This is a genomic window from Actinopolyspora sabaoui, assembly GCF_051225635.1.
GTDB lineage: Bacteria > Actinomycetota > Actinomycetes > Mycobacteriales > Pseudonocardiaceae > Actinopolyspora.
On the sequence record NZ_JBMIHH010000003.1, the window covers coordinates 82,226 to 103,643 of the forward strand.

Here is a 21,418-nt window from a genome sequence, read left to right on the forward strand (position 1 = left end):
TGATGTCTTCGGGTGGGCCCGCTTCCGACCGATGGAAGCCCTCGGAGCACGGTCGAAATCACGGGAGTCCGCCGAATCGAAAACAACGGGTCCGGTTCGGCGAGGAGAGATCGAGCCACGGACGCGGCTCGCGCCACTCCCCTACGAGGGCTGTGGAATATTCCCATCGCGATGCGATTTCATCCCGATATCCGATTCATAGCTTCTTCGGTCGTATCGGATCCACGGGACCCCGTGACGCGACTCGTTGCCCTAAAGTCACCCGCGTGTTCCAGTCCCGCCGGTATGTCCCGAACTTCGCGTTGCTGCCGATCGTGCTGGTGGCTCTGATCGTGGCAGCCACAGCGATGTGGTCCTCCGAACAGGATTCGGTCGACCGTGTTCCCAGTGTCGACACACGGGACGCGAGTATCGACGTGCTGGACGGACCCGAGCGGCAGCATCGGATACAACTCGACCTCAGGCTGTTCGTCCCCGAACGCACCCCTGCGCCATCGGTGGTACTGGCCCACGGCTTCGAGGGCGACAAGAGCGAACTGGCCGGTCCCGCCCGACGACTGGCCGCACGCGGATTCACCGTGCTGACCTACTCGGCCCGCGGTTTCGGGCAGAGCACCGGCAGGATCGCGCTGAACTCACCGAGCTACGAGGTGACCGACGCACGTCGGATCCTGGACTGGCTGGCCCGGCAGCCCGAGGTGGCGACCCAGGACGAGGAGGATCCCCTCGTCGGGGTAGGCGGGATCTCCTACGGCGGAGCACTGAGCATGCTGCTGGCGGGCAACGATCCCCGAGTCGACGCGATCGCCCCGCTGAACACCTACAACGACCTGCGTACCGCGATGCTGCCCAATGCCGCCTCGAGCGAGGCGATACCGACCACCACCGCCGCGCACGGCAGCGACGCGGGTTCCGGAGTGTTCCGGCGGGCATGGGCGAACTCCTTGTTCGGGATGGCCACACGCCCACAGCCGGAACAGCGGAACCCGCGGAGCCCGCGGAGCCCCGAAGCCTCGTCGACCACACCACCGCCGCCCGAGGAGAGCGGCGAGACGGACAACACGAGCACCCCCCTGACGTGCGGCAACCTCACCGCAAGGGTATGCCGTGCCTACACCGAACTGGCCCGAACCGGACGAGCCGAATCGAGCACGCTCGAACTGCTGGCCGCGGCCTCGCCGAGCAGCGTGACCGGCAACATCGACATTCCCACCCTGCTGGTGCAACGTCAGCGCGGCGAACTCTTCGGATTGGCACAGGCCGACGCGAACGCGCGGCAGATCAGTGCCGCGGGGGGAACCGTCAGCATGATGTGGCTGCACGGTGACGGCAACGCTTCGCTGCCCCCGCGCGTCTGGGAGAAGGTCGGCGACTGGTTCTCGTACTATTTGCACGATTCCGACGAACCGCGTCCACCTCACCCGGAAACGGGTTTCCGGTACCAGTTGGTCGATCGTCTCGCCTCGGAACGTCGACCCGCGACGACCTGGCGGGCGGCGGAGTACCCAGGTCTGGCCTCGAACGAGGTGACCCGCACCGAGCTCCCCCTGGAGGGCGGCCCCTCCAGGGTGATCAATCCACCCGGCAACGGTGCGGGCACGAACGGGCTCTCGATTACTTCTACTCCCGGGAACGAGGTGGAAACGGCAGCCGGAAACGACGGCGCCTCGGCCGCCCGCGGCGACGCCGCCCCGGCGAGGGTGGCGGTTTTCGAGACCGCACGAGTGGAACGAGCCACCCTGATCACGGGGGTACCGCAGACGCGACTCGCGGTGGCTTCGACTCCGGAACAACCCGGCAACGGCGAGGCGGTGCTGTTCGGCAAGCTGGTCGACATCGGACCGAACGGCTCCCGGACGCCGGTCGGCGACGGCAGTTCCCCCCTGCGAATAACGGGGCTGCCCGACAACGGTAGAGCGGTTCGGGTGGACGTCGCCCTGCCCGCCACGATGCACACCCTGCAGCCCGGCCATCGGCTGGCACTGCGAATAAGCACCACCGACGCCGCCTACACCGGTCCCCGGGACACGGCGGTGCACCTGATCTCCCCGGCGGGCGCGGGAAGTGTCTCGCTTCCAGCCGTGCCCGCCTCCCGAGTCGATGAAGCGTCGACGCCTGTGGGTGCCCTGATCGGTATCGCGGCGTTCGTGCTGCTGCTGCTCGTGGCTGGGATACTGGCGATCAGGTTCGAACGTGCGCGTCGGAAACCACCGAAACCGGAGTTGACCGGCGTGCCGATTTCGATCGAAGGAGTGAGCAAGTCCTACCCCCGCCATCCTGACGCGGTGAACGACCTGTCACTGCGAGTCGAGGCCGGGCAGGTGGTTGGACTGCTCGGTCCGAACGGTGCGGGCAAAACGACCCTGCTCCGCATGGTGCTCGGTATGACTCGGGCCGACGCGGGCCGGATCCATTTGTTCGGACACTCGGTGACCCCGAGTGCGCCCGTACTGTCGCGAGTGGGCGGACTCGTGGAATCCCCGGGACTGTTGCCGCACCTGACCGGTATGGAGAACCTGCGCAGCTACTGGCGGGCCACCGGCAGGCCCATGGAACAAGCCGGGCTGGACGAAGTGGCTCGGATCGCCGGACTGGGCGCCGCGGCCGATCACAAGGTACGTACCTACGGACCGGGAATGCGACAACGAGTCGCCCTGGCACAAGCCATGCTGGGGCTACCCGACCTGCTCGTGCTCGACGAACCGATGAACGCCCTGGACCCCGCGTACACGCAACGAATGCGGGAGGTCATCCGGGAGTACGCCAGGACCGGCCGCACCGTCCTGATGTCGAGTCATCTGCTCAGCGAGGTCGAACAGACCTGCACCCACGTCATCGTGATGCACGACGGGCATCGGGTGGCGGGCGGAACGGTCGACGAGATCACCGCTGGTGACTCGATGATCGCCTTCCATGTCGATCAACCCGAACTCGCCGCGCGTACACTCCGCTGTCTGGAGGGAATCGGCAGCGTACGGGTCGGCGCCGATGTGGTCTACGCCGAACTGGCCGGACACTCCACGGCCACTGCCGTGAACGTGTTGGTCGCCTCCGATGTCTCCATAAAGCGCGTGGGGCCCCACCGCAAACTCGAGGACGCGTTTCTGGAACTGGTCGGAGAGGACCACTGATGCAGCACGAGCGGGACCGCTCGGCCGAACGTGCCGTGGAACCGGCGAGTCACCTCCCGGGAGGGCCCGACGGCAGCGCACCGGGATACCGCGCCAACCGCACCCTGCCACTGCGTGTGGAGCTTCGCAGGCAGCTGGCGCGTGGCAGGACCAAGCTGGTGCTGTGCTGTCTGGCGGTACTACCGCTGTTGTTGGTGGGAACCTTCGCTCTCGGAAACGACGAGACAACTCCGCAACCCCCTGCCGATTTCGGTGATCTGGCCACGAGCAACGGGGCGAACTTCACCGTCTTCACCCTGTTGCTGTGTACCCATCTGTTGCTGGTGCTGCTCGTGGCACTGTTCTTCGGGGATGCCATCGCGGGTGAGTCGTCCTGGGCGAGTCTGCGTTACCTGGTCACCATCCCCATACCCAGACACAGACTGCTACGGCAGAAAGCACTGGTGGCGGGAGTGCTGTCCTGCCTGAGTCTGCTCGTGCTGACCGGCGCGGCGCTGGCCACGGGCACTATCTGGTACGGCGCGGGTGTATTGCGTACCCCGCACGAGGGAGTACTCCACTTCCCGTGGAACGTGCTGGTTCTGCTGGCGATCTGCGGCTATCTGGCGATCCACCTGACCTGGGTGGCCAGCCTGGCACTGCTGTTCAGCGTGATGGCCGACAACCCGCTGGCGGCGGTGGGCGCGGCGGTGGGTGTCTCGGTGATCTCGCAGATCCTGGACGAGATTCCGAGGCTGGAGCAGTTCCGTATCCTGCTTCCGAGTCACCACGCGACAGCGTGGACCGACCTGCTGGACACCGGCATCGACTGGACCGACATGGCGAACGGCACACTCTCCGCGACCGCTTACGCGGCGGTGTTCATCACCGCCACGCTGGTGCGATTCCACCGGGCCGACATCACCGACTGATCGAGGAACTCCCCGGATCGAATCGCCCCGGCGGTGTCCGACCATCGGGGGGCGAACCGTTCGCGGAGAGCCACTCAGTGGTGCGGCACGTCCCGGTTCTCGGCCGCGCCCCAACCGTGCCAGCGGTCCACATCGATCCAGGCACTGACACGGTCACGGTCGCGCACGTGGTAAGGAGCTCCGGTGTAGTGCCGAGCGAGCCGGTCTATGTCGGAAAGACTCGGATCGTCCAGTAGTTCGGTGACACGTCCCTGCAGACTCACGTGGGTGTACCAGTCGTCGGTGGCGAGCACAGTCAGCGACACCCGCGGTTCGGCCCGCATGTACCGCAACCGCTTCCTCCCCTCGTCCATGTTGACCAGGATCCGACCGTTCTCCAGCAGGTACCAGGTGGCCACCGACACCGGCTGCCCGTCGGCACGCACCGTGGTTATCACCGAGGGATTCGGCGCGGACAGCAACTCCGTGACCTGTTCGGGCAACGGTGACTTCGGCACGGACAAACACCTCGCTGTTCGAACAACGCTCGTACTGCGGCCCGGCCGTCGTGTGGCGAGCACCGGTTCGTTCCGGACCGGTGCTCGCTCAGCCGCTCGAACCAATCGTGGCATTCCCGCGAAGTACCGACACGCGTATATCCGTCGTGTGTTTTCCGAACGCCCCATTCCCCTTTCCGGAGTAGCCTCGGCCGCGATGGGGATATTCCACCCGCGTTGTTTCCTCGCCGTCGCGGCGAATCTCCGCTTCTCCGGGCGGAACGCCGACTCCGAACGGCCGCCTCTCCCCCGGCCGCACGAGACTTCCGGCAGGTGGAACCGCTCGCGATCACACCCCCGTGGAACGATCCCAGTAGGAGACGGGTGATCACCATGGCAACAACCGCCAACACCGATTCCGACTTCTTCGGATTTGAGGAACTGCTCACCGACGAGGAGCGCAGCGAGCTCACCCGGATCCGCGAAGCCCTGCGGCGGGAGATCAAGCCACTGGCCAACGAGGCCTGGGACCGTGCGGAGTTTCCGTTCGAGGCTTTCGAGACCTTCGCGAAACTCGGCATCGCCGGTTTTCAGTTCCCGGAGTACGGCGACGGGGTCGCTCGCCGAGCACTGTTCAACGGGTTCCTCAGCGTCGAGTTGAACAAGGTGGACCCCTCGCTGGCAGTGGCCTCCGGAGTGCACACCGGGCTGGCGATGGGCAGCATTTACGACGGTGGTGACCAGCGCCAGCGGGATCGCTGGCTGCCGGACATGGTCGCCTGGAACAAGATCGGAGCTTTCGGGCTGACCGAGCCCGAGGGAGGTTCCGACGTGGCCGAGGGAATGCGCACCACCGCCCGCCGCGAGGGCGACGAGTGGGTACTCAACGGAGCGAAGCGCTGGATCGGCAACGGCACGTTCGCCGATCTGATCGTCGTCTGGGCACGCGACGAGGCCGACGGCAACGTCAAGGGCTTCGTGGTGGAAAAAGACATGCCGGGCTTTCACGCGAGCAGGATCGAGGGCAAGATCGCACTGCGCTCGGTACAGAACGCGGACCTCTCGCTGGACAACGTGCTCGTGCCGGAGGACAACCGGCTGCGGAACATCGAGAACTTCCGCGACACCGCGAAGGTGCTGGCCAGGACGCGGGGAAACGTGGCCTGGCAGGCACTCGGCGTCGCCGCCCGAGCCTACGAACTGGCACGGGAGTACGCGGTCACTCGCGAGCAGTTCGGCAAACCCATCGGAGGGTTCCAGCTCATCCAGGACCTGCTGGTCAAGATGCTGGGCAACATCACGGCCATGTTCGGGATGGTCACCCGACTCGCCCAAAAGACGGCGGACGGCACGGCGGGACCCGACCACGCCGCGCTGGCCAAGAGCTTCACCACCACCAGGATGCGTGAGTGCGTGGCGTGGGCACGCGAACTGTTCGGCGGTAACGGCATCGTGCTGGACTACGAGGTGGCAAAGCTCTTCGCCGATGCGGAGGCCGTCTACTCCTTCGAGGGCAGCCGGGAGATGAACACGCTGATCGTGGGCAAGTCGATCACCGGGTACAGCGCCTTCACCTGAGCCACGGACCCCACTACGAGGACGAGTGAACAGGTTGTCTCCCGTCCCCCACGAGGTTCAGCTCACCCCGGCCTCGTCCATGGCCCGGAGCTCCTTCTTGAGATCGTTGATCTCGTCTCGCAAGCGCGCGGCGAGCTCGAACTGCAACTCCCTGGCCGCGTTCATCATCTGGTCGTTGAGCTGCTGCACCAGGTCGGCCAGCTCCGCACGCGGCATCGACTTGGCATCGCGATCTTTGAGCACTCCCGAGCTGGTGGTGGCCGAAGCCTCCCCACTGGGCTTCTTGCCGCGCGGGGCGTTGCGACCGGACCCGCCCTCCGGAACGGTCTCTTCGGTGTCCTCCGACTCCGAGTACACCCGATCGAGAATGTCGGCAACCTGTTTGCGCAACGGTTGCGGATCGATGCCGTGCTCGGTGTTGTAGGCGATCTGCTTGGCCCGCCTGCGGTTGGTCTCGTCGATGGCCCGGCGCATCGAGTCGGTCACCTCGTCGGCGTACATGTGCACCTGTCCGGAGACGTTGCGGGCGGCACGGCCGATGGTCTGCACCAGGCTGGTCTCGGACCGCAGGAATCCCTCCTTGTCCGCGTCCAGGATCGAGACCAGCGAGACCTCGGGCAGGTCGAGCCCCTCACGCAGCAGGTTGATGCCGACCAGCACGTCGTACTCACCGAGCCGGAGCTGGCGCAGCAGCTCCACCCGGCGCAGTGTGTCCACCTCCGAGTGCAGGTACCTCACCCGGATGCCCAGTTCGAGCAGATAGTCCGTGAGGTCCTCGGCCATCTTCTTGGTCAGTGTGGTGACCAGTACCCGTTCGTCCCGGTCGGCACGCTGCCGCACCTCGGCGACCAGATCGTCGATCTGCCCCTCGGTCGGTTTGACGACCACCTCGGGATCCACCAGCCCGGTGGGCCGGATGACCTGCTCGGTGAACTCCCCTCCGGACCGCTGCATCTCATAGCTTCCCGGGGTCGCCGACAGATACACCGACTGACCGATGCGGTCGGCGAACTCCTCCCACTTGAGTGGCCGGTTGTCCAGTGCGCTGGGCAACCGGAAGCCGTGGTCGACCAGGGTGCGTTTGCGCGAGGCATCACCCTCGAACATCCCACCGATCTGCGGCACCGTCACGTGGGACTCGTCGATGACCAGCAGAAAATCCTCAGGGAAGTAGTCGAGCAGCGTGGCCGGGGCCGAACCGGCCTCCCGGCCGTCGATGTGCCGTGAGTAGTTCTCGATACCGGAACAGAATCCGACCTGGCGCATCATCTCGATGTCGTACTGGGTGCGCATCCGCAGTCGTTGCGCCTCCAGTAACTTGTTCTGCCGTTCGAGTTTGCCGAGCTGTTCGGTCAGCTCCTCCTCGATGCCGCGAATGGCCTGTTCCATCCGCTCCGGGCCCGCCACGTAGTGCGTGGCGGGGAAGATCCGCAGGTCGTTCACCTCGTGCACGACGTCGCCGGTCAGCGGATGCAGGTAATAGAGCCTGTCGATCTCGTCGCCGAAGAACTCCACCCGCACCGCGAGTTCCTCGTAGGCCGGGATGACCTCGACGGTGTCCCCCCGTACGCGGAAGGTGCCGCGCTGGAAAGCGAGGTCGTTGCGCTGGTACTGCACGTCCACAAGGGCGCGCAGCAGCACGTCGCGGTCGATCTCCCCGCCGACTTCCAGAGCGATCGAACGATCCAGGTACGACTGCGGCGTACCGAGACCGTAGATGCACGACACGGAGGAGACCACCACGCAGTCCCTTCTGCTGAGCAGGTTGGAGGTGGCCGAGTGCCGCAACCGTTCGACGTCCTCGTTGACCGAAGAGTCCTTCTCGATGAAGGTGTCGGTCTGCGGTACGTAGGCTTCCGGCTGGTAGTAGTCGTAGTAGCTGACGAAGTACTCCACGGCGTTCTCCGGGAAGAACCCGCGCAGTTCGTTGGCCATCTGGGCGGCCAGCGTCTTGTTCGGCTCCATGACCAGGGTGGGGCGCTGGATCCGTTCGATCAGCCACGCGGTGGTGGCGGACTTGCCGGTACCGGTGGCTCCCAGCAGCACCACGTCGGTCTCACCCGAGTTGATCCGACGTTCGAGCTGATCGATGGCCTCCGGCTGGTCACCGGCGGGCTCGTAATCACTGACGACGCGGAACCGTCCGTCCTTGCGCGGGATCTCACCGACCGGGCGGAACTCGGAGTGCGCCAGCACGGGGTACTCAGTCGCGAATGCCACTCTCCCAGCTTACGGGCCCGGTACGACATCACGCCGCCGACTGCGGATCGCACTCGGATGCGGACAACACGCCCCACCACCTCGTAGAGTGGCACCGTGACGACGCAACGGGAGATCGCCGCGGAGCTCGGGCTTCCGATCCACCCCCCGAAGGTGGAGATTTTCGATCTGACCGATCGGACGAACACCGACGCCAAGCAACAGGTGAGGCCTGTCGACGAGTACCGGGTGGAACCGTGCGGGCTCTACATGGCTCGTCCCATGATCGACCACCCCAGTCTGGATTATCTCGAGTCGTGGCTACTGCCCGAGCTGGGCCTGCGGATCAGCGACTTCCGCCGTCGACCCGGATGTGTCCGGGACCAGGACTTCTACGTCGACGTAGTGCGAATAGAGCCGGGCGAGCACCGCTGGCGCGCTCTCGACCTGTATCTGGACGTCGCCGTCAGGCAACGGCAGGACGCGCGGGTGCTGGACAGCGAGGAGTTCGTCACCGCGCTGCGGGCGGAGCTGTTGGACGACGAAACCGCGCGACGCGCGATGGACACCACCCACCGGGTGGTGGACGGGTTGGCCCGGCACAAGTACGACCTGCCCGCGTGGTTGCGCACCCTCGGTATCGAGCTGAGTTGGCGGCACACCGGTTGACCGAACCCGGGGGCGGCAACACATGACCGCCCCCGGAACAACCGCCGAACTTCGTAATCCGTCGAACAAGATCCGAACGTGACTTCTACAACACTCAAAGGTTATGTAACGGATTCATATTGTTGATCATTTCACAGTTTCCGTGCGGCTATGGTCGAGTTCGTGGGTTCGGTGATCACTCCTCAACACGTTGAAGTCGTCGATGTCGCCAGTGGGCAACGACACCTGGGCTCCGGGATCACCCAGCAGCTTGACGACTGCCGTCTCGAGCGGTGGGGGTTGTGCCTGGAATGCGGCACACCCGACGACCCCGTGCACGGCAGCGAGGTGACCTGGTTACTGCCCGACCTCGGGCTGCGCCTGACGCGCTATCGGCCCCGCAGCAGACACGCCCGGCCGGACGGCAGCCTGCTGACAGCGGCCCGGATCGAACGGGACGCGCGTTCCTGGATCACGACGGATCTGCTGCTGGGACTGGAGGTGCCCGAGCACGGCCCCTCACGAATCGTCAACTCCGAGAAGTTCGCCGCCGCGGTCAGCGACGGGATGCTCACGTTGGAGGAAGCCGACCTGGCGGTGTGTACGGTGCACCGAATCTACGAGGAGATCCGCCTGCACCGGGATGTCGAACAGTGGTTGGCCTACCGCGGCGTGTTCACCGCCTGGTAGCCGAAAACAGCGCTCGGGCGGGCGCTTCGGAACCGATCGAGCTCACGGGACGGACACTGCCGCCCCTCGGCACGCTCGTCGGAGGGCCGCGGAGCACTCACAACGGCGGTGGCTGCCATCCGGCCTCGGAGGCCCACCGCTCCGCCCGGGGCAAGGCCTGCTCGAACCAGGGCCGCTTCGCCTCGACGTAGCGACGGGTATCGGGGTCGGAGCCGAAGCGTGCCGCGAGGTCGCGTTTGAGCGAGGCGTACTCCCGACGAGCCCCTTGGTCAGCGCGGAGCCAGGCAGGAAGCAGCAGGGCGAACCGCCAGTTGGTCGCACCCGCGACCCGCAGGTACAGCTTCGCTCGCAGCCCCGGGTCGGCGGAGACGTGCGTGCGGTTGCGCCACTGCTCCGGCGCGGGCTGAAGGTGATGCGCCTCGTCCGGCTCGGCGTCGGGCAATACGGGCATCCCCGCTTCGGCCAACGGCTCGGCGAGCGCTTCCGCCTCGGCGAGACTCCGCACGGTGAGCTGCAGGTCGATCACGTCATTGGCGGGCAGGCCGGGTACCGAGGTCGAACCGATGTGATCCACGCGCAACGCGGAATCACCGGCGGCCTTGGAGATTCTCCCCAACAGTCTGCTCGCACGCCGCGGCCATTCCGGATCCGGGTCGACGACTCGGGGCCCGGTGAGCGGTCGCGGGCTGTGGGAGCGGATGTTGGCCTCGAAGGGCACGAGCCGCTCCTGCCAGAGCTCGTCCACGCTCGACCGGATCCGGTCCAACCCCGCAACGTTGTCCAGCCAGATGTCGGCGGCGTCCCTACGCTGCGCCTCACTCGCCTGCGCCCCGATACGTGCCCTGGCGTCCTCCTCGGGCAGCCCGCGCTCGACGAGCCGCCGCACTCGCTGCTCCACCGGGGCGTCGACGACGATCACCAGGTGGTAATCGGCCTCGTAACCGTTCTCCACGAGTAGCGGGACGTCATGGACCACGATGGCGTCGGTGCCGGCTTCGGCCATCAACTCGGCGGTACGTGCGGCGACTCTGGGGTGAACGATGCCGTTGAGGTCGCTCCTTGCCGACTCGTCGGCGAAGACGAGGCGCGCCATGGCGGCACGATCCAGCGCGCCGTCCTCATTCAGCACCTGGGGGCCGAATCGGGCGGTTATCTCGGCCAACCCGTCGGTTCCGACTGCCACCACTTCCCTGGAGATCCGATCCGCGTCGATGACGCGAGCGCCGTGTTCGGCCAACCGGTCGGCGACCGTCGACTTGCCCGAACCGATTCCTCCGGTGAGACCAACGCGCAGCATCGGCCTCATCCTGCCAGGCGGTGCACGCCCTGCCGAAGCGGTCCGCCGCACGGCGTGCGCGAGCCAACCGGAGGAGGACGAAAAACGGCCCCGCCCCTGTTCGCAACAGGGACGGGGCCGTCGTTGACGGTTTCAGCCATTCACCGCCGGACTAGCCGTCACGCGCCACCGGAGAGCTTCTCGCGGAGGGCGGCCAGCTGAGCGTCGCTGGCCATCGCACTCGGCTCCTGCTCTTCCTCCTCGGCGGGAGCGGCGGCGGAGGTGTAGTTGCCTTCCTGCGGCTGCTCCTCCTCGCCACCGGCGGCAGCCGCGGCGGCGTCGGCCTCGGCTGCCTTGGCGACCTGGCGCATGTGAGCCTCGTAGCGCTCGAGGGCCTCGGCGTACTGCCGCTCCCACTCCTCGCGCTGAGTCTCGTAGCCTTCCTGCCACTCCTGGGTCTCCGGATCGAAGCCCTCGGGGTAGATGTAGTTGCCGTCGTTGTCGTACTCGGCGGCCATGCCGTACTGGGTCGGATCGAAGTCCGAGTCCGGCGTGAAGCCCTCGTTGGCCTGCTTCAGCGACAGCGAGATGCGCCTGCGCTCCAGATCGATGTCGATGACCTTGACCATGACCTCGTCACCGACCTGCGCGACCTGCTCGGGAATGTCCACGTGGCGCTCGGCCAGTTCGGAGATGTGGACCAGCCCCTCGATGCCCTCGTCGACGCGGACGAAAGCACCGAACGGCACGAGCTTGGTGACCTTGCCCGGCACGATCTGACCGATCGCGTGCGTACGGGCGAACTGACGCCAGGGGTCCTCCTGTGTCGCCTTCAGCGACAGCGAGACCCGCTCCCGGTCCATGTCCACGTCGAGCACCTCGACGGTGACCTCCTGGCCGACCTCGACCACCTCACTGGGGTGATCGATGTGCTTCCAGGAGAGCTCCGAGACGTGAACCAGTCCGTCGACCCCACCCAGATCGACGAACGCACCGAAGTTGACGATGGAGGAAACGACGCCCTTGCGGACCTGGCCGTTCTGCAGCTGGTTGAGGAACTCGCTGCGCACGGCCGACTGGGTCTGCTCCAGCCAGGCACGGCGGGACAGCACGACGTTGTTGCGGTTCTTGTCCAGCTCGATGATCTTGGCCTCGAGCTCCCGACCCACATAGGGCTGCAGGTCGCGGACACGCCGCATCTCCACCAACGAGGCGGGGAGGAAACCACGCAGGCCGATGTCGAGGATGAGACCACCCTTGACGACCTCGATGACGGAGCCGCGCACGGGCTCGTCCTTCTCCTTGAGGTCCTCGATGGTGCCCCAGGCACGTTCGTACTGCGCGCGCTTCTTGGACAGGATCAGACGGCCTTCCTTGTCCTCCTTCTGGAGGACAAGAGCCTCGACAAAGTCGCCGACGGCCACGACCTCGGCGGGATCGACATCGTGCTTGATGGAGAGTTCCCGGGAGGGGATGACTCCCTCGGTCTTGTAGCCGATGTCGAGCAGGACCTCGTCCTTGTCGACCTTGACGATAGTGCCTTCGACGATGTCGCCATCGTTGAAGTACTTGATGGTCTGGTCGACGGCGGCGAGGAAGTCCTCCTCCGTCCCGACGTCGTTTACTGCGACCTGCGGCTTGGTGGCGGCTGCAGTCGGGACGGTGGTGGTGTCGGTGGACATCAGGTGGGTTGCTCCGGTACGGGTAGGTCGGTTCTCGGGTCTCTAGGTTCTCATGCACCCGGATCGGCTCCGCACGGACCACCCCCTGCTACCGCCGAGGCACCCCCACGGACGACGGGAACCGCCGCTGACCACACCGACGTTCCACTTCCGTCCGGAAGCCGCAGCTTCCGGCGGGAAGCAGCACGTGCGGTGGCTTCCCGCGCGGTGTTTTCCGAGAATGACCACTTTCGGAACGAATCCCGAAGGCGGACGTACCACGCGAAAACGGACTGCTCCGGCGCCGTGCGGTGACACGGGCCCTGACGGAGACAGACCCCTGGTGCGAGCGATAGCGTACCCGTCTCGGCGATCGTGGGGCAAATCGCCCGGCGGTTTCCGAAAGCGATCGGCATCGGTACACACGCACACCACACGATTCCCAGGGAGGCGAGGGTGACCAATCCCGCACCCGGTCCGACAGGACAGACGACGGAGTCCCAGCACAGCAACGCCGAGAGGATGCTCGGGACGGTCGGGGTGGCCAACCGCGCGGCCGGAGCCACGGAGTCCCGTTCGGCGAGCAGAATGTGGTGGGACGCCGACGCGGACGACTACCAGACCGAACACGGTTCGTTTTTGGGTGACACCGAGTTCGTGTGGTGCCCGGAACGACTCAGGGAACGCGAGGCGCGCCTGCTCGGCGACGTCGACGGCTCCCACGTACTGGAGGTCGGCTGCGGGGCAGCGTCCTGCTCCCGCTGGTTGGCCACCCGGGGAGCACGGCCGGTGGGGCTCGACATCTCCGGCGGCATGCTGGGGCACGCCCTCGCGGGCAACGAGCGCAGCGGGGTCCACGTCCCGGTGGTGCAGGCCAGTGCCGACATGCTGCCCTTCGCGTCCGACTCGTTCGACATCGCCTGCTCGGCGTTCGGTGGTGTCCCGTTCGTGGCGGACTCGGGAGCCGTCATGCGTGAGGTGGCGCGCACGCTGCGCCCGGGGGGATGGTGGGTGTTCGCGGTAACCCACCCGATCCGCTGGGTGTTTCCGGACGACCCCGGCCCCGAGGGATTGACCGCCGTGGGCTCCTACTTCGATCGAAGCCCCTACGTGGAGATAAACGGCACCGGCAAAGCCACCTATGTCGAGCACCACCGGACCCTGGGCGACTACGTCACCCAGCTCGACGATGCGGGGTTCCGGCTCCGCGGTCTCGTGGAACCGGAGTGGCCCGACGATCTCACCGAGACCTGGGGGCAGTGGAGTCCGTTGCGCGGCAGAACCCTGCCCGGAACCGCGATCTTCCGGTGCGAGCTCGTGGCATAACCCGGGCCGACGTCTCCCCTCGCACCGGCGGTTCACCCACCGGACCATGGCAGCACCACTACCGGAATCCCACGAGGAAAGCGCAGCAGGGCCGTGACCAGCGCTCAGGAACTACTGGAAATTCAGCAGGCGAGGTTTGGCCGGTTGGATCCGGCACTGCCGGAGGCCTACCCGTTACCGCGCGGCGGTGAACCGGTGATGGCTCGGTTGCGCGGCGGCGAGCCGGTGGCCGGGCTCACGGCACACACCAGCCAACCCCCGGGATCGCTGGCGAGTCTGTGGTCGACCGCCGAGACCTACGAGCTGTTCCCGCTGCTGGGGGAGGCCCCTGGAGAGGGCATGGACGCGCTACTGCACGCGCTGCGACGGCAGCTCGGCGAGCTGGGGGCGCCGGAGCGCGATTCCTCCTGCCTGGTCACCTGGCCCAGTAGGGATGTGGCGGCGACTCGCGCCCTGCTGGATCACGGCTTCGCCCCGTTGTCGTGCCTCGCGATACGAACGCCCGCGACCACGGTAGATACGAATACGAAACTGTCTGGTACCGTAAAAATGCGCCGGGCGGGGCCCGCCGACGTGGACAGTGTCTTGGAGCTGGCGATGGCCGAACTCGAATACGCCACCCTCGTCGGTGCCTCAGTTCCGCGCTCCGGCGCGGCCGGACTCAAGCGCGACGCCGTGTCGGTCCGACTGCGCACGAAGAGCGGGCCGCGCGGGATTCGCCGCGCGGACGGCGCCGCATCCGGCGACCCGGTCTGGTTGGCCGAACGGGACGGAACCCCGGTCGGACTGGCCGAGTGCGGCTGGGTCGACGCCGACAACCACCACAGTGGACACCGGATCGGCAACGGGCTCTGGGGTTACGTCAACTGCCTCTCGGTGCGCGAGGAGGAACGGGGCACCGGCATCGGGCGAGAACTGATGTCGCTGGTGCACGACGACTTCGCCGCCGCGGGTGCGGTGGGCAGCTATCTCTACTACAACCCGGCGAACCCGTTGTCCCCGGTGTTCTGGCACCGCAGGGGCTACCGCCCGCTGTGGACACTTTGGGAGATCAGACCGGCAACCGCGCTTCGCTGAGAGCCGCGGCGACGGGTGCCGGTCGCTGACGCGAAAGGCACGCCGAGTCGTGGAGATCGTCGCAGCGAACGCCGGAGTAACCGGGCCACACGGGACACTGCTCGAACCGACCTCCCTGCGGGCGTCGTCGGGAGAACTGCTGCTGGTATCCGGCCCGCCGAGATCCGGGCGCACCGCACTGGCCCTGCTGCTCGCGGGCAGGCTCCGCCCCGACGCGGGAACGGTGCTCCGGAACGGGCGTCGAGCACCCGCCGAACTGCGTGAAACCGTGGCCGTGGTCGACGCGCCCGGTGTCACCGAGCCGGAGGGCAGTGTGGAGCTCCGCGAGGTGGTCGCCGAAGGTCTCGGGATCGCCGGACGGCGCTTCGGCGGACGGGCGGTACGCGACTGGCTCGCGGAACGCGGACTGCGGCAGCAGGCCGGTCTCCGGTTCGAACGAGTCCCCCCGCACTGCCGTACGCGGCTGCTGCTGGACCTCGCTCGCGAGGCTCGTGGCGTCGAAGCACTCGTACTCGACTGCCCGGACCGACACGGCGACGAGGCGATCCGCTGGTACAGCGCCGCGCGGGAGGCCGCCTCCCAGGGGTATGCCGTCGTCGCGCTGTGCTCACCGCACACCGCCACCGAGCTCAACCACACCCCGGCGCGTATCGGCACGCACCACGACTGTCCCACCTCGTCGGGGCGAACCGACCCGTCCGCCGATTCCGCCCCCTCCACCGATTCAGCGTCGAACGTCGAGTCCGGCTCGTTCTGAGGAGATCAGCATGACCATGGTCCGGCTGGCACGAATCGAGCTCCGTCGACTGACCTCCGGCAAACTACCCAAACTCGCCCTGCTCGCGGTCACCCTCGTGCCGCTGCTGTACGGCGCGATGTACATCTACGCCAATCTCGACCCCTACGAACGCCTCTCCTCCGTTCCCGCCGCCGTCGTGGTCGACGACGAAGGAGCCGAAACGTACGACGGAAGTAGACTCAACGCCGGAGAGAAGGTCTACGACCGCCTCGTCGACTCCGGAGACTTCGACTGGCACCGGGTCGAGGCGCAGCGGGCCACCACCGGAGTCTCGGAAGGGCGCTACACGTTCGCGCTGGTGATTCCGGAGGACTTCTCGCGTGCGCTGCGGTCCCCGAGCGATTTCGATCCGAGGCGGGCTCGGCTGAGGTTGGTGACCAACGACGCGAACAACTATCTGGTGGGCACCATCGCCGACCGGGTGGCCACCCGGGTCCAGCAGTCCGTGGGCTCCGAAGCGGGCAGCGACGCTGCGCGCCAACTGCTGCTGGGGCTGAGCACGGTGCACGACCGAACGGCACGGGCGGCCGACGGCGCGGGAGAACTGGCGAGCGGAGCGGGCGACCTCGACGCCGGGATTGAGGAGGCCCACCAGGGAGCCGAAAAACTGTCGACGGGTACCCACGAGCTGCTCACCTCGCAGCGGAAGTTGACCGACGGGGCCACGAGGCTGGCCGAGGGCGCGGGCCGGGTCTCCGCGGGCAGTCAACGACTCGCCGACGGGGTGGACGAACTGCGCGAGAAGACTGCGGATCTTCCCGCCAAGAGTAGGGAACTCGCCGAGGGCGCCGAACGGGTCGCGGCGGGCAACGCGGAACTGGCCGCCACGGCCGAACGACTCGGCGGCATCTCGCAACACCTCGTCGACAAGCTGGACGGGGCCAATGAGCGGATCGCGGACCGCCTGCGGGCGCTGGGCCTCGACGAACGGGAGATCGAGCGGATCACCGGCACGCTGGACGAACTGAACCAGCCACTCGACGAGACCAACAGCCGGGTGCGGCAACAGGTTTCCCGCGTGAACGAACTCGCCGACGGTGCCGAGCGGGTGGCGCACGGAGCCCGCCGCCTGGCCGACAGCGCCCCGGAACTGGCCAACGGCGTCGAGAAGCTCGACGCGGGCTCACAGCGTGTCACCGACGGCGCGAGCGAGCTCGATCGAGGGCTGGGCGAATTCGTGGCCAACCAGCGGCTGGCGGTCGCCGGAACCGAGAAGCTGGCCGGGGGCGCCGACGAGCTGGCGGCGGGAACGAGCAGGCTCGCCAACGGTGCCACGGAACTGGCGACGGGTTCGAACGAACTGGCCGACAGGTTGGCGAGCGGAGTGGACGAGATCCCGAACCCGGACAGCGGAGCACGGGAGGCCACGGCCGAAACCATCGGAGACCCGGTCGAGGTGAGCGAACGGGCGCAGACCAGTGCGGGCAGCTACGGCGCCGGGCTCGCGCCGTACTTCATGGGCCTGGCGTTGTGGATCGGCGGGTTCGTGCTGTTCCTGCTGCTGCGGCCACTGTCCAACCGGGCGCTGGCCGGCGGGGTCGCCCCGTGGCGCGTCGCGCTCGGTGGCTGGCTCCCCGCGGCGCTCGTGGGAACCGTGCAGGCCGTGCTGCTGTACGGGGTCGTGCGGTTCGGGGTCGGGATAGAGCCGGCCAGGCCGGTGGCCACCCTCGCGTTGCTGGTGCTGACCTCGTTGGCGTTCACCGCCGTGGTGCACTCGCTGAACGCGGCCTTCGGGCCACGCGGCAAGTTCCTGGCACTGGTGTTCCTGGTACTGCAGCTGGTCAGTGCCGGGGGAACCTTCCCGTGGCAGACGACACCGGCACTGCTGCACCCACTGCACCACCTACTGCCGCTGAGCTACGTCGTGGACGGCCTGCGACAGCTGCTCTACGGCGGTTCCCCGGAGAACGCGGCACACGCGGCCCTGGTACTGGGCAGTTACCTGGTCGGAGGGCTACTGCTGAGCACGGCGGCAGCGGCACGCCAGCGGGTGTGGACCGCGAAACGGCTGCGTCCGGAACTCGCCCTGTGACTCAGCACTGACCACGGCGTGACCGGTGCTCGCCCGTTCGGAGTGCTGTGAGGGATCGTCGTAACGGGCGACCTCGATGAGGTTCCCGTCCGGATCGCGCAGGTACAACGAGGTGATGGGGCCGTTGGTTCCGGTGCGGACCACGGGACCGGCCTCGATCCGCACGTCGTTGGCTCGCAGGTGCTCCTGGACGTCACCGAGCGCATCGCCGGTGAGCAGGCACAGATTCGCCGACCCGGGAACCGGGTGGGTGGCTGTGGGCTCCACCAGTTCACTGGCGGCGTGCAGTTTGATGGTCTGCTGCCCGAAACGCACCGCGCGCCGTTCCCCCTGGAACTTCACGGGCTCCATGCCGAGAATGTTCTCGTAGAAGTCCAGCGCACGATCGACATCGGCCACGGTAAGTACCAGGTGGTCCAGTCTGTCGACGTTGATCATGATCCTCCTTCGCCGACGCCAGGCACACTCCCCCAACACCACGCGTCGACACCGCGGTTTCTCGTGTCGTCCAACTACGTCGGCTCCCCGGCGATTTGTTTCCCCTGAACGAGTGAGCAGGCGGAACCCCCGACGGAGCCGGTACCGCCGACGCAGCAATGAATCCAGGGCAGCCTAACGGCAGCCGTTGATCGCCGAAGCAGCAGGCCGACACGGTTAAGTGTGTGCCAGCCGCGCCCGGAGCGGTAGGGGAACCGCCCGCCCCGACACGGAAGGCGGTTCCGCCACCGTTGGTGCCGAAGTGGCACCGAGTGAGCGCACAGTCCCTGCCGATGCTTTCCTGTCGTGTTGTCGACGAGCCCCGTCGGGCTGTCGACAGGCGAAGGTCTCCCCGGATCCTGAAGGTCTCGGAAAGGCCCACGCCTGCCCGCCCAAAAAACTTCGATCAGTGAGCGGCCGAGTCCCAGGAGACACCGGTACCGACCGAGACCTCCAGCGGAACGTCGAGTTCGGCGGCCGAGGTCATCTGTTCCCGGACCACACGCCGCACCGCCTCGGTCTCGCCCTCGGCCACCTCGATGATCAGTTCGTCGTGCACCTGCAGCAACATGCGGGAGGCCAGCCCCTCCTCCGCCAACGCGCGGTGCACTCCCAGCATCGCCACCTTGATGATGTCGGCCGCGCTGCCCTGGATGGGAGCGTTGAGGGCCATGCGCTCGGCCATCTCGCGACGTTGCCGATTGTCGCTGGTCAGGTCCGGAAGATACCGGCGCCGTCCCAGGATCGTGGCGGTGTAGCCGTCCTTGCGCGCACGCTCGAGGATCTCGTGCAGATAGTCACGTACGCGCCCGAAGCGGGCGAAGTAGGCCTCCATCTGCTGTTTGGACTCCTCGTTGGAGATCTGCAGCTGCTGGGCCAGTCCGTAGGCGGAGAGGCCGTAGGCAAGGCCGTAGGACATGGCCTTGACCCGCCTGCGCAGCTCCTGATCCACCTCGTCGATGGGAACCCCGAAAGCCTGCGCCGCGACGTAGTTGTGCAGATCCTCGCCGGTGCGGAATGCCTCGATCAGCCCTTCGTCACCGGAGAGGTGGGCCATGATCCGCATCTCGATCTGGCTGTAGTCCGCGGTCAGCAGGGTCTCGTAGTTACTCCCCACCACGAACACCTCGCGGATGCGGCGGCCCTCCTCGGTGCGGATCGGGATGTTCTGCAGGTTGGGCTCGGTCGAGGACAATCGTCCGGTGGAGGCGATCATCTGGTTCAACGTGGTGTGGATCCGGCCGTCGGAAGCCACCGCCTTGTCCAGCCCTTCCACCGTGGTCTTGAGCTTGGTGGCGTCCCGGTGCTCCAGCAGGTGCCGCAGGAAGGGGTGCTCGGTTTTGTCGTAGAGCCCCTGCAACGCCTCCGCGTCGGTGGTGTAACCGGTCTTGGTGCGCTTGGTCTTGGGCATGCCCAGCTCGTCGAACAACACGGTCTGGAGCTGTTTCGGCGAACCGAGATTGATCTCCTTGCCGATCACGGCGTAAGCGTCCTCGGCCGCCTGCTTGACTCGCGCGGAGAACCTGGACCCCAGTTCGGCGAGCCGATCCTGGTCGACCGCGATCCCGGCGCTCTCCAGGTCGGCCAGCACCAGCAGCAGCGGCAGTTCCAGATCGGTGAGCAGCCCGCGGTTCTCGATCGCACGCAGCTGCTGGTCCAGCGCGTCGGCCAGTTCCAGCACCGCCTTCGCCCGGGTCAGTTCCGCGGCGGCGGCGTTCTCCCTGACCTGCTGTTCGTCCTCCAGCAGCGAGAGCTGACCGCTGCCGTCGCCCTGGTCGACGGTGAGATCGCGCTGCAGGTAGCGCACCACGAGGTCGGGAAGATCGAAGGAACGCTGCCCCGGACGAACCAGGTAGGCGGCCAGTGCCGTGTCGCTGGTGAGCCCACCGAGCGACCAGCCACGCTCGCGGATCGCGTGCAGCGCCCCCTTCGCGTCGTGCGCGGCCTTGGAAACAGTCGAATCGGCCAACCACTCCGCGAACGCCGCATCGTCGTCCGAGGTCAACGCGGTGACGTCGACGTAGACTCCCTGCCCGGAAGCGTTGGCCACCGCGATTCCGGTGAGATCACCGCCGTTCCGGGACGAACTCCCGGAACAGGCCAGCCCCACGCGTGAACCGTCCCGTGCGTGACGGTCCAGCCAGGTGCGCAGCGCACCTGGTTCGACGATCCCGCCGGACACCTCGAATCCCTCCACGACCTCCGGCTCCTCGGTCGACAGGGTGGCGAACAGTCGGTCACGCAGTACCCGGAACTCCAGATCGTCGAACACCCGGTGCACCGCGTCCCGGTCCCACTGCCCCATCCGCAGGTCCTCGGGCCCGGAATCGAGCGTGACGTCGTCGACCAGCTGGGTCAGCTGCCGGTTGAGCAGCACTTGGGCGATGTTGTCCCTCAGCTTCTCCCCTGCCTTGCCCTTGACCTCGTCGGCCCTGTCCACGAGGCCGGAAAGCGAGCCGAACTGCTGTATCCACTTGGTGACCGTCTTCTCACCCACCCCGTCGATCTTGGGTAGGTTGTCGGACGGATCGCCGCGCAGCGCCGCGAAATCGGGGTACTGCACCGGGGTGAGCCCGTACTTCTCCTCGACCGCCTCGGGCGTGAAACGGGTCATCTCGGAGACGCCCTTGCTGGGGTAGAGCACGGTCACGTCCCGGCTGACCAGCTGCAGCACGTCCCGGTCCCCGGTACAGATGCTGACCCCGAAGCCGGAGCCCACAGCCTGTCCGGTCAGGGTCGCGATAACGTCGTCGGCCTCGTAGTTCTCCCTACTCAGAACCGGTATGTTCAGCGCACCGAGCACTTCTTGGATCAGGCTCACCTGGCCGCGGAACTCTTCGGGAGTCGAACCGCGGTTGGCCTTGTAATCGGGAAAGGTCTCGGACCGGAAGGTTTGCCGCGACACGTCGAAGGCCACCCCGAGATGTGTGGGCTGCTCGTCCCGTAGCAGGTTGATCAGCATCGAGGTGAAGCCGTAGACCGCGTTTGTGTGCTGTCCGGTGCCCGTCTGGAAGTTCTCCTTGGGCAGTGCGTAGAACGCTCGGTAGGCCATGGAATGGCCGTCGATCAGCAGCAGGCGTCGGTGCTCGGATGCCATCACGGCATGCGAGTCTAGGCTTACCCCCCGACAGTGGTCG

14 protein-coding genes and 1 pseudogene are annotated in these 21,418 nt (G+C 66.9%); 9 read left to right on the top strand and 6 right to left on the bottom strand.

All coding sequences use genetic code 11. The features are described 5' to 3' along the window. Nucleotides 1-266 precede the first annotated feature (266 nt). Nucleotides 267-3,131: an alpha/beta fold hydrolase gene (locus ACOQFL_RS05525; protein WP_435543000.1), complete on the top strand. Its 2,865-nt coding sequence runs from the start codon at nt 267-269 to the stop codon at nt 3,129-3,131. Then, nucleotides 3,131-4,042: an ABC transporter permease subunit gene (locus ACOQFL_RS05530; protein ID WP_435543001.1), complete on the top strand. Its 912-nt coding sequence runs from the start codon at nt 3,131-3,133 to the stop codon at nt 4,040-4,042. The genes ACOQFL_RS05525 and ACOQFL_RS05530 overlap by 1 nt, the downstream gene beginning before the upstream one ends. Before the next feature lie 74 nt (nt 4,043-4,116). Here the strand turns inward: ACOQFL_RS05530 and ACOQFL_RS05535 are convergent, their stop codons facing one another. Next, nucleotides 4,117-4,539 (bottom strand): PPOX class F420-dependent oxidoreductase, encoded by a 423-nt coding sequence (locus tag ACOQFL_RS05535; RefSeq protein WP_435543002.1) that lies wholly within the window; start codon nt 4,537-4,539, stop codon nt 4,117-4,119. A gap of 372 nt (nt 4,540-4,911) precedes the next feature. Between ACOQFL_RS05535 and ACOQFL_RS05540 the strand changes: the two genes are divergently transcribed. Continuing rightward, nucleotides 4,912-6,096 (top strand): acyl-CoA dehydrogenase family protein, encoded by a 1,185-nt coding sequence (locus ACOQFL_RS05540; protein ID WP_435543003.1) that lies wholly within the window; start codon nt 4,912-4,914, stop codon nt 6,094-6,096. 57 nt (nt 6,097-6,153) lie between these two features. Here ACOQFL_RS05540 and uvrB read toward each other — a convergent pair whose 3' ends face one another. Continuing rightward, nucleotides 6,154-8,316 carry an excinuclease ABC subunit UvrB gene (uvrB, locus tag ACOQFL_RS05545; RefSeq protein WP_435543004.1) on the bottom strand — a complete coding sequence of 721 codons (2,163 nt, stop codon included), beginning with the start codon at nt 8,314-8,316 and terminating at the stop codon, nt 6,154-6,156. A gap of 96 nt (nt 8,317-8,412) precedes the next feature. On the opposite strand from uvrB, the gene ACOQFL_RS05550 reads away from it, so the two are divergent. Together ACOQFL_RS05550 and ACOQFL_RS05555 are read left to right on the top strand one after the other, a co-directional pair. Further along, entirely contained in the window at nt 8,413-8,964 is a 552-nt protein-coding gene (locus ACOQFL_RS05550; protein WP_435543005.1) for a ribonuclease FAU-1 family protein, read from the top strand. 150 nt (nt 8,965-9,114) lie between these two features. Continuing rightward, entirely contained in the window at nt 9,115-9,633 is a 519-nt protein-coding gene (locus ACOQFL_RS05555) for a ribonuclease FAU-1 family protein (protein ID WP_435543006.1), read from the top strand. Between the two features lie 97 nt (nt 9,634-9,730). Here ACOQFL_RS05555 and coaE read toward each other — a convergent pair whose 3' ends face one another. Together coaE and rpsA are read right to left on the bottom strand one after the other, a co-directional pair. Next, nucleotides 9,731-10,930 (bottom strand): dephospho-CoA kinase, encoded by a 1,200-nt coding sequence (gene coaE, locus ACOQFL_RS05560; RefSeq protein WP_435543007.1) that lies wholly within the window; start codon nt 10,928-10,930, stop codon nt 9,731-9,733. Nucleotides 10,931-11,088: 158 nt separating this feature from the next. Further along, nucleotides 11,089-12,591 carry a 30S ribosomal protein S1 gene (rpsA, locus tag ACOQFL_RS05565; RefSeq protein WP_435543008.1) on the bottom strand — a complete coding sequence of 501 codons (1,503 nt, stop codon included), beginning with the start codon at nt 12,589-12,591 and terminating at the stop codon, nt 11,089-11,091. A gap of 435 nt (nt 12,592-13,026) precedes the next feature. Between rpsA and ACOQFL_RS05570 the strand changes: the two genes are divergently transcribed. The 4 genes from ACOQFL_RS05570 to ACOQFL_RS05585 all read left to right on the top strand — a co-directional run bounded on the left by ACOQFL_RS05570 (nt 13,027) and on the right by ACOQFL_RS05585 (nt 17,804). Next, the gene (locus ACOQFL_RS05570) at nt 13,027-13,896 is read left to right on the top strand and encodes a class I SAM-dependent methyltransferase (protein WP_435543009.1); all 870 of its coding nucleotides are present in this window, start codon (nt 13,027-13,029) and stop codon (nt 13,894-13,896) included. Nucleotides 13,897-13,989: 93 nt separating this feature from the next. Further along, nucleotides 13,990-14,973, top strand: coding sequence for a GNAT family N-acetyltransferase (locus ACOQFL_RS05575; protein WP_435543010.1), 984 nt, complete (start codon nt 13,990-13,992; stop codon nt 14,971-14,973). Between the two features lie 49 nt (nt 14,974-15,022). Continuing rightward, the gene (locus tag ACOQFL_RS05580; protein ID WP_435543011.1) at nt 15,023-15,730 is read left to right on the top strand and encodes a hypothetical protein; all 708 of its coding nucleotides are present in this window, start codon (nt 15,023-15,025) and stop codon (nt 15,728-15,730) included. A 10-nt stretch (nt 15,731-15,740) separates the two neighbouring features. After that, nucleotides 15,741-17,804: a YhgE/Pip family protein gene (locus tag ACOQFL_RS05585; protein ID WP_435543012.1), complete on the top strand. Its 2,064-nt coding sequence runs from the start codon at nt 15,741-15,743 to the stop codon at nt 17,802-17,804. Nucleotides 17,805-17,855: 51 nt separating this feature from the next. On the opposite strand, the pseudogene ACOQFL_RS05590 reads toward ACOQFL_RS05585, so the two are convergent. Continuing rightward, nucleotides 17,856-18,242 (bottom strand): annotated as a pseudogene (locus ACOQFL_RS05590) (VOC family protein); the annotation flags it as partial. A gap of 445 nt (nt 18,243-18,687) precedes the next feature. Next, nucleotides 18,688-21,378: a DNA polymerase I gene (polA, locus tag ACOQFL_RS05595; RefSeq protein WP_435543013.1), complete on the bottom strand. Its 2,691-nt coding sequence runs from the start codon at nt 21,376-21,378 to the stop codon at nt 18,688-18,690. Nucleotides 21,379-21,418 lie beyond the last annotated feature (40 nt).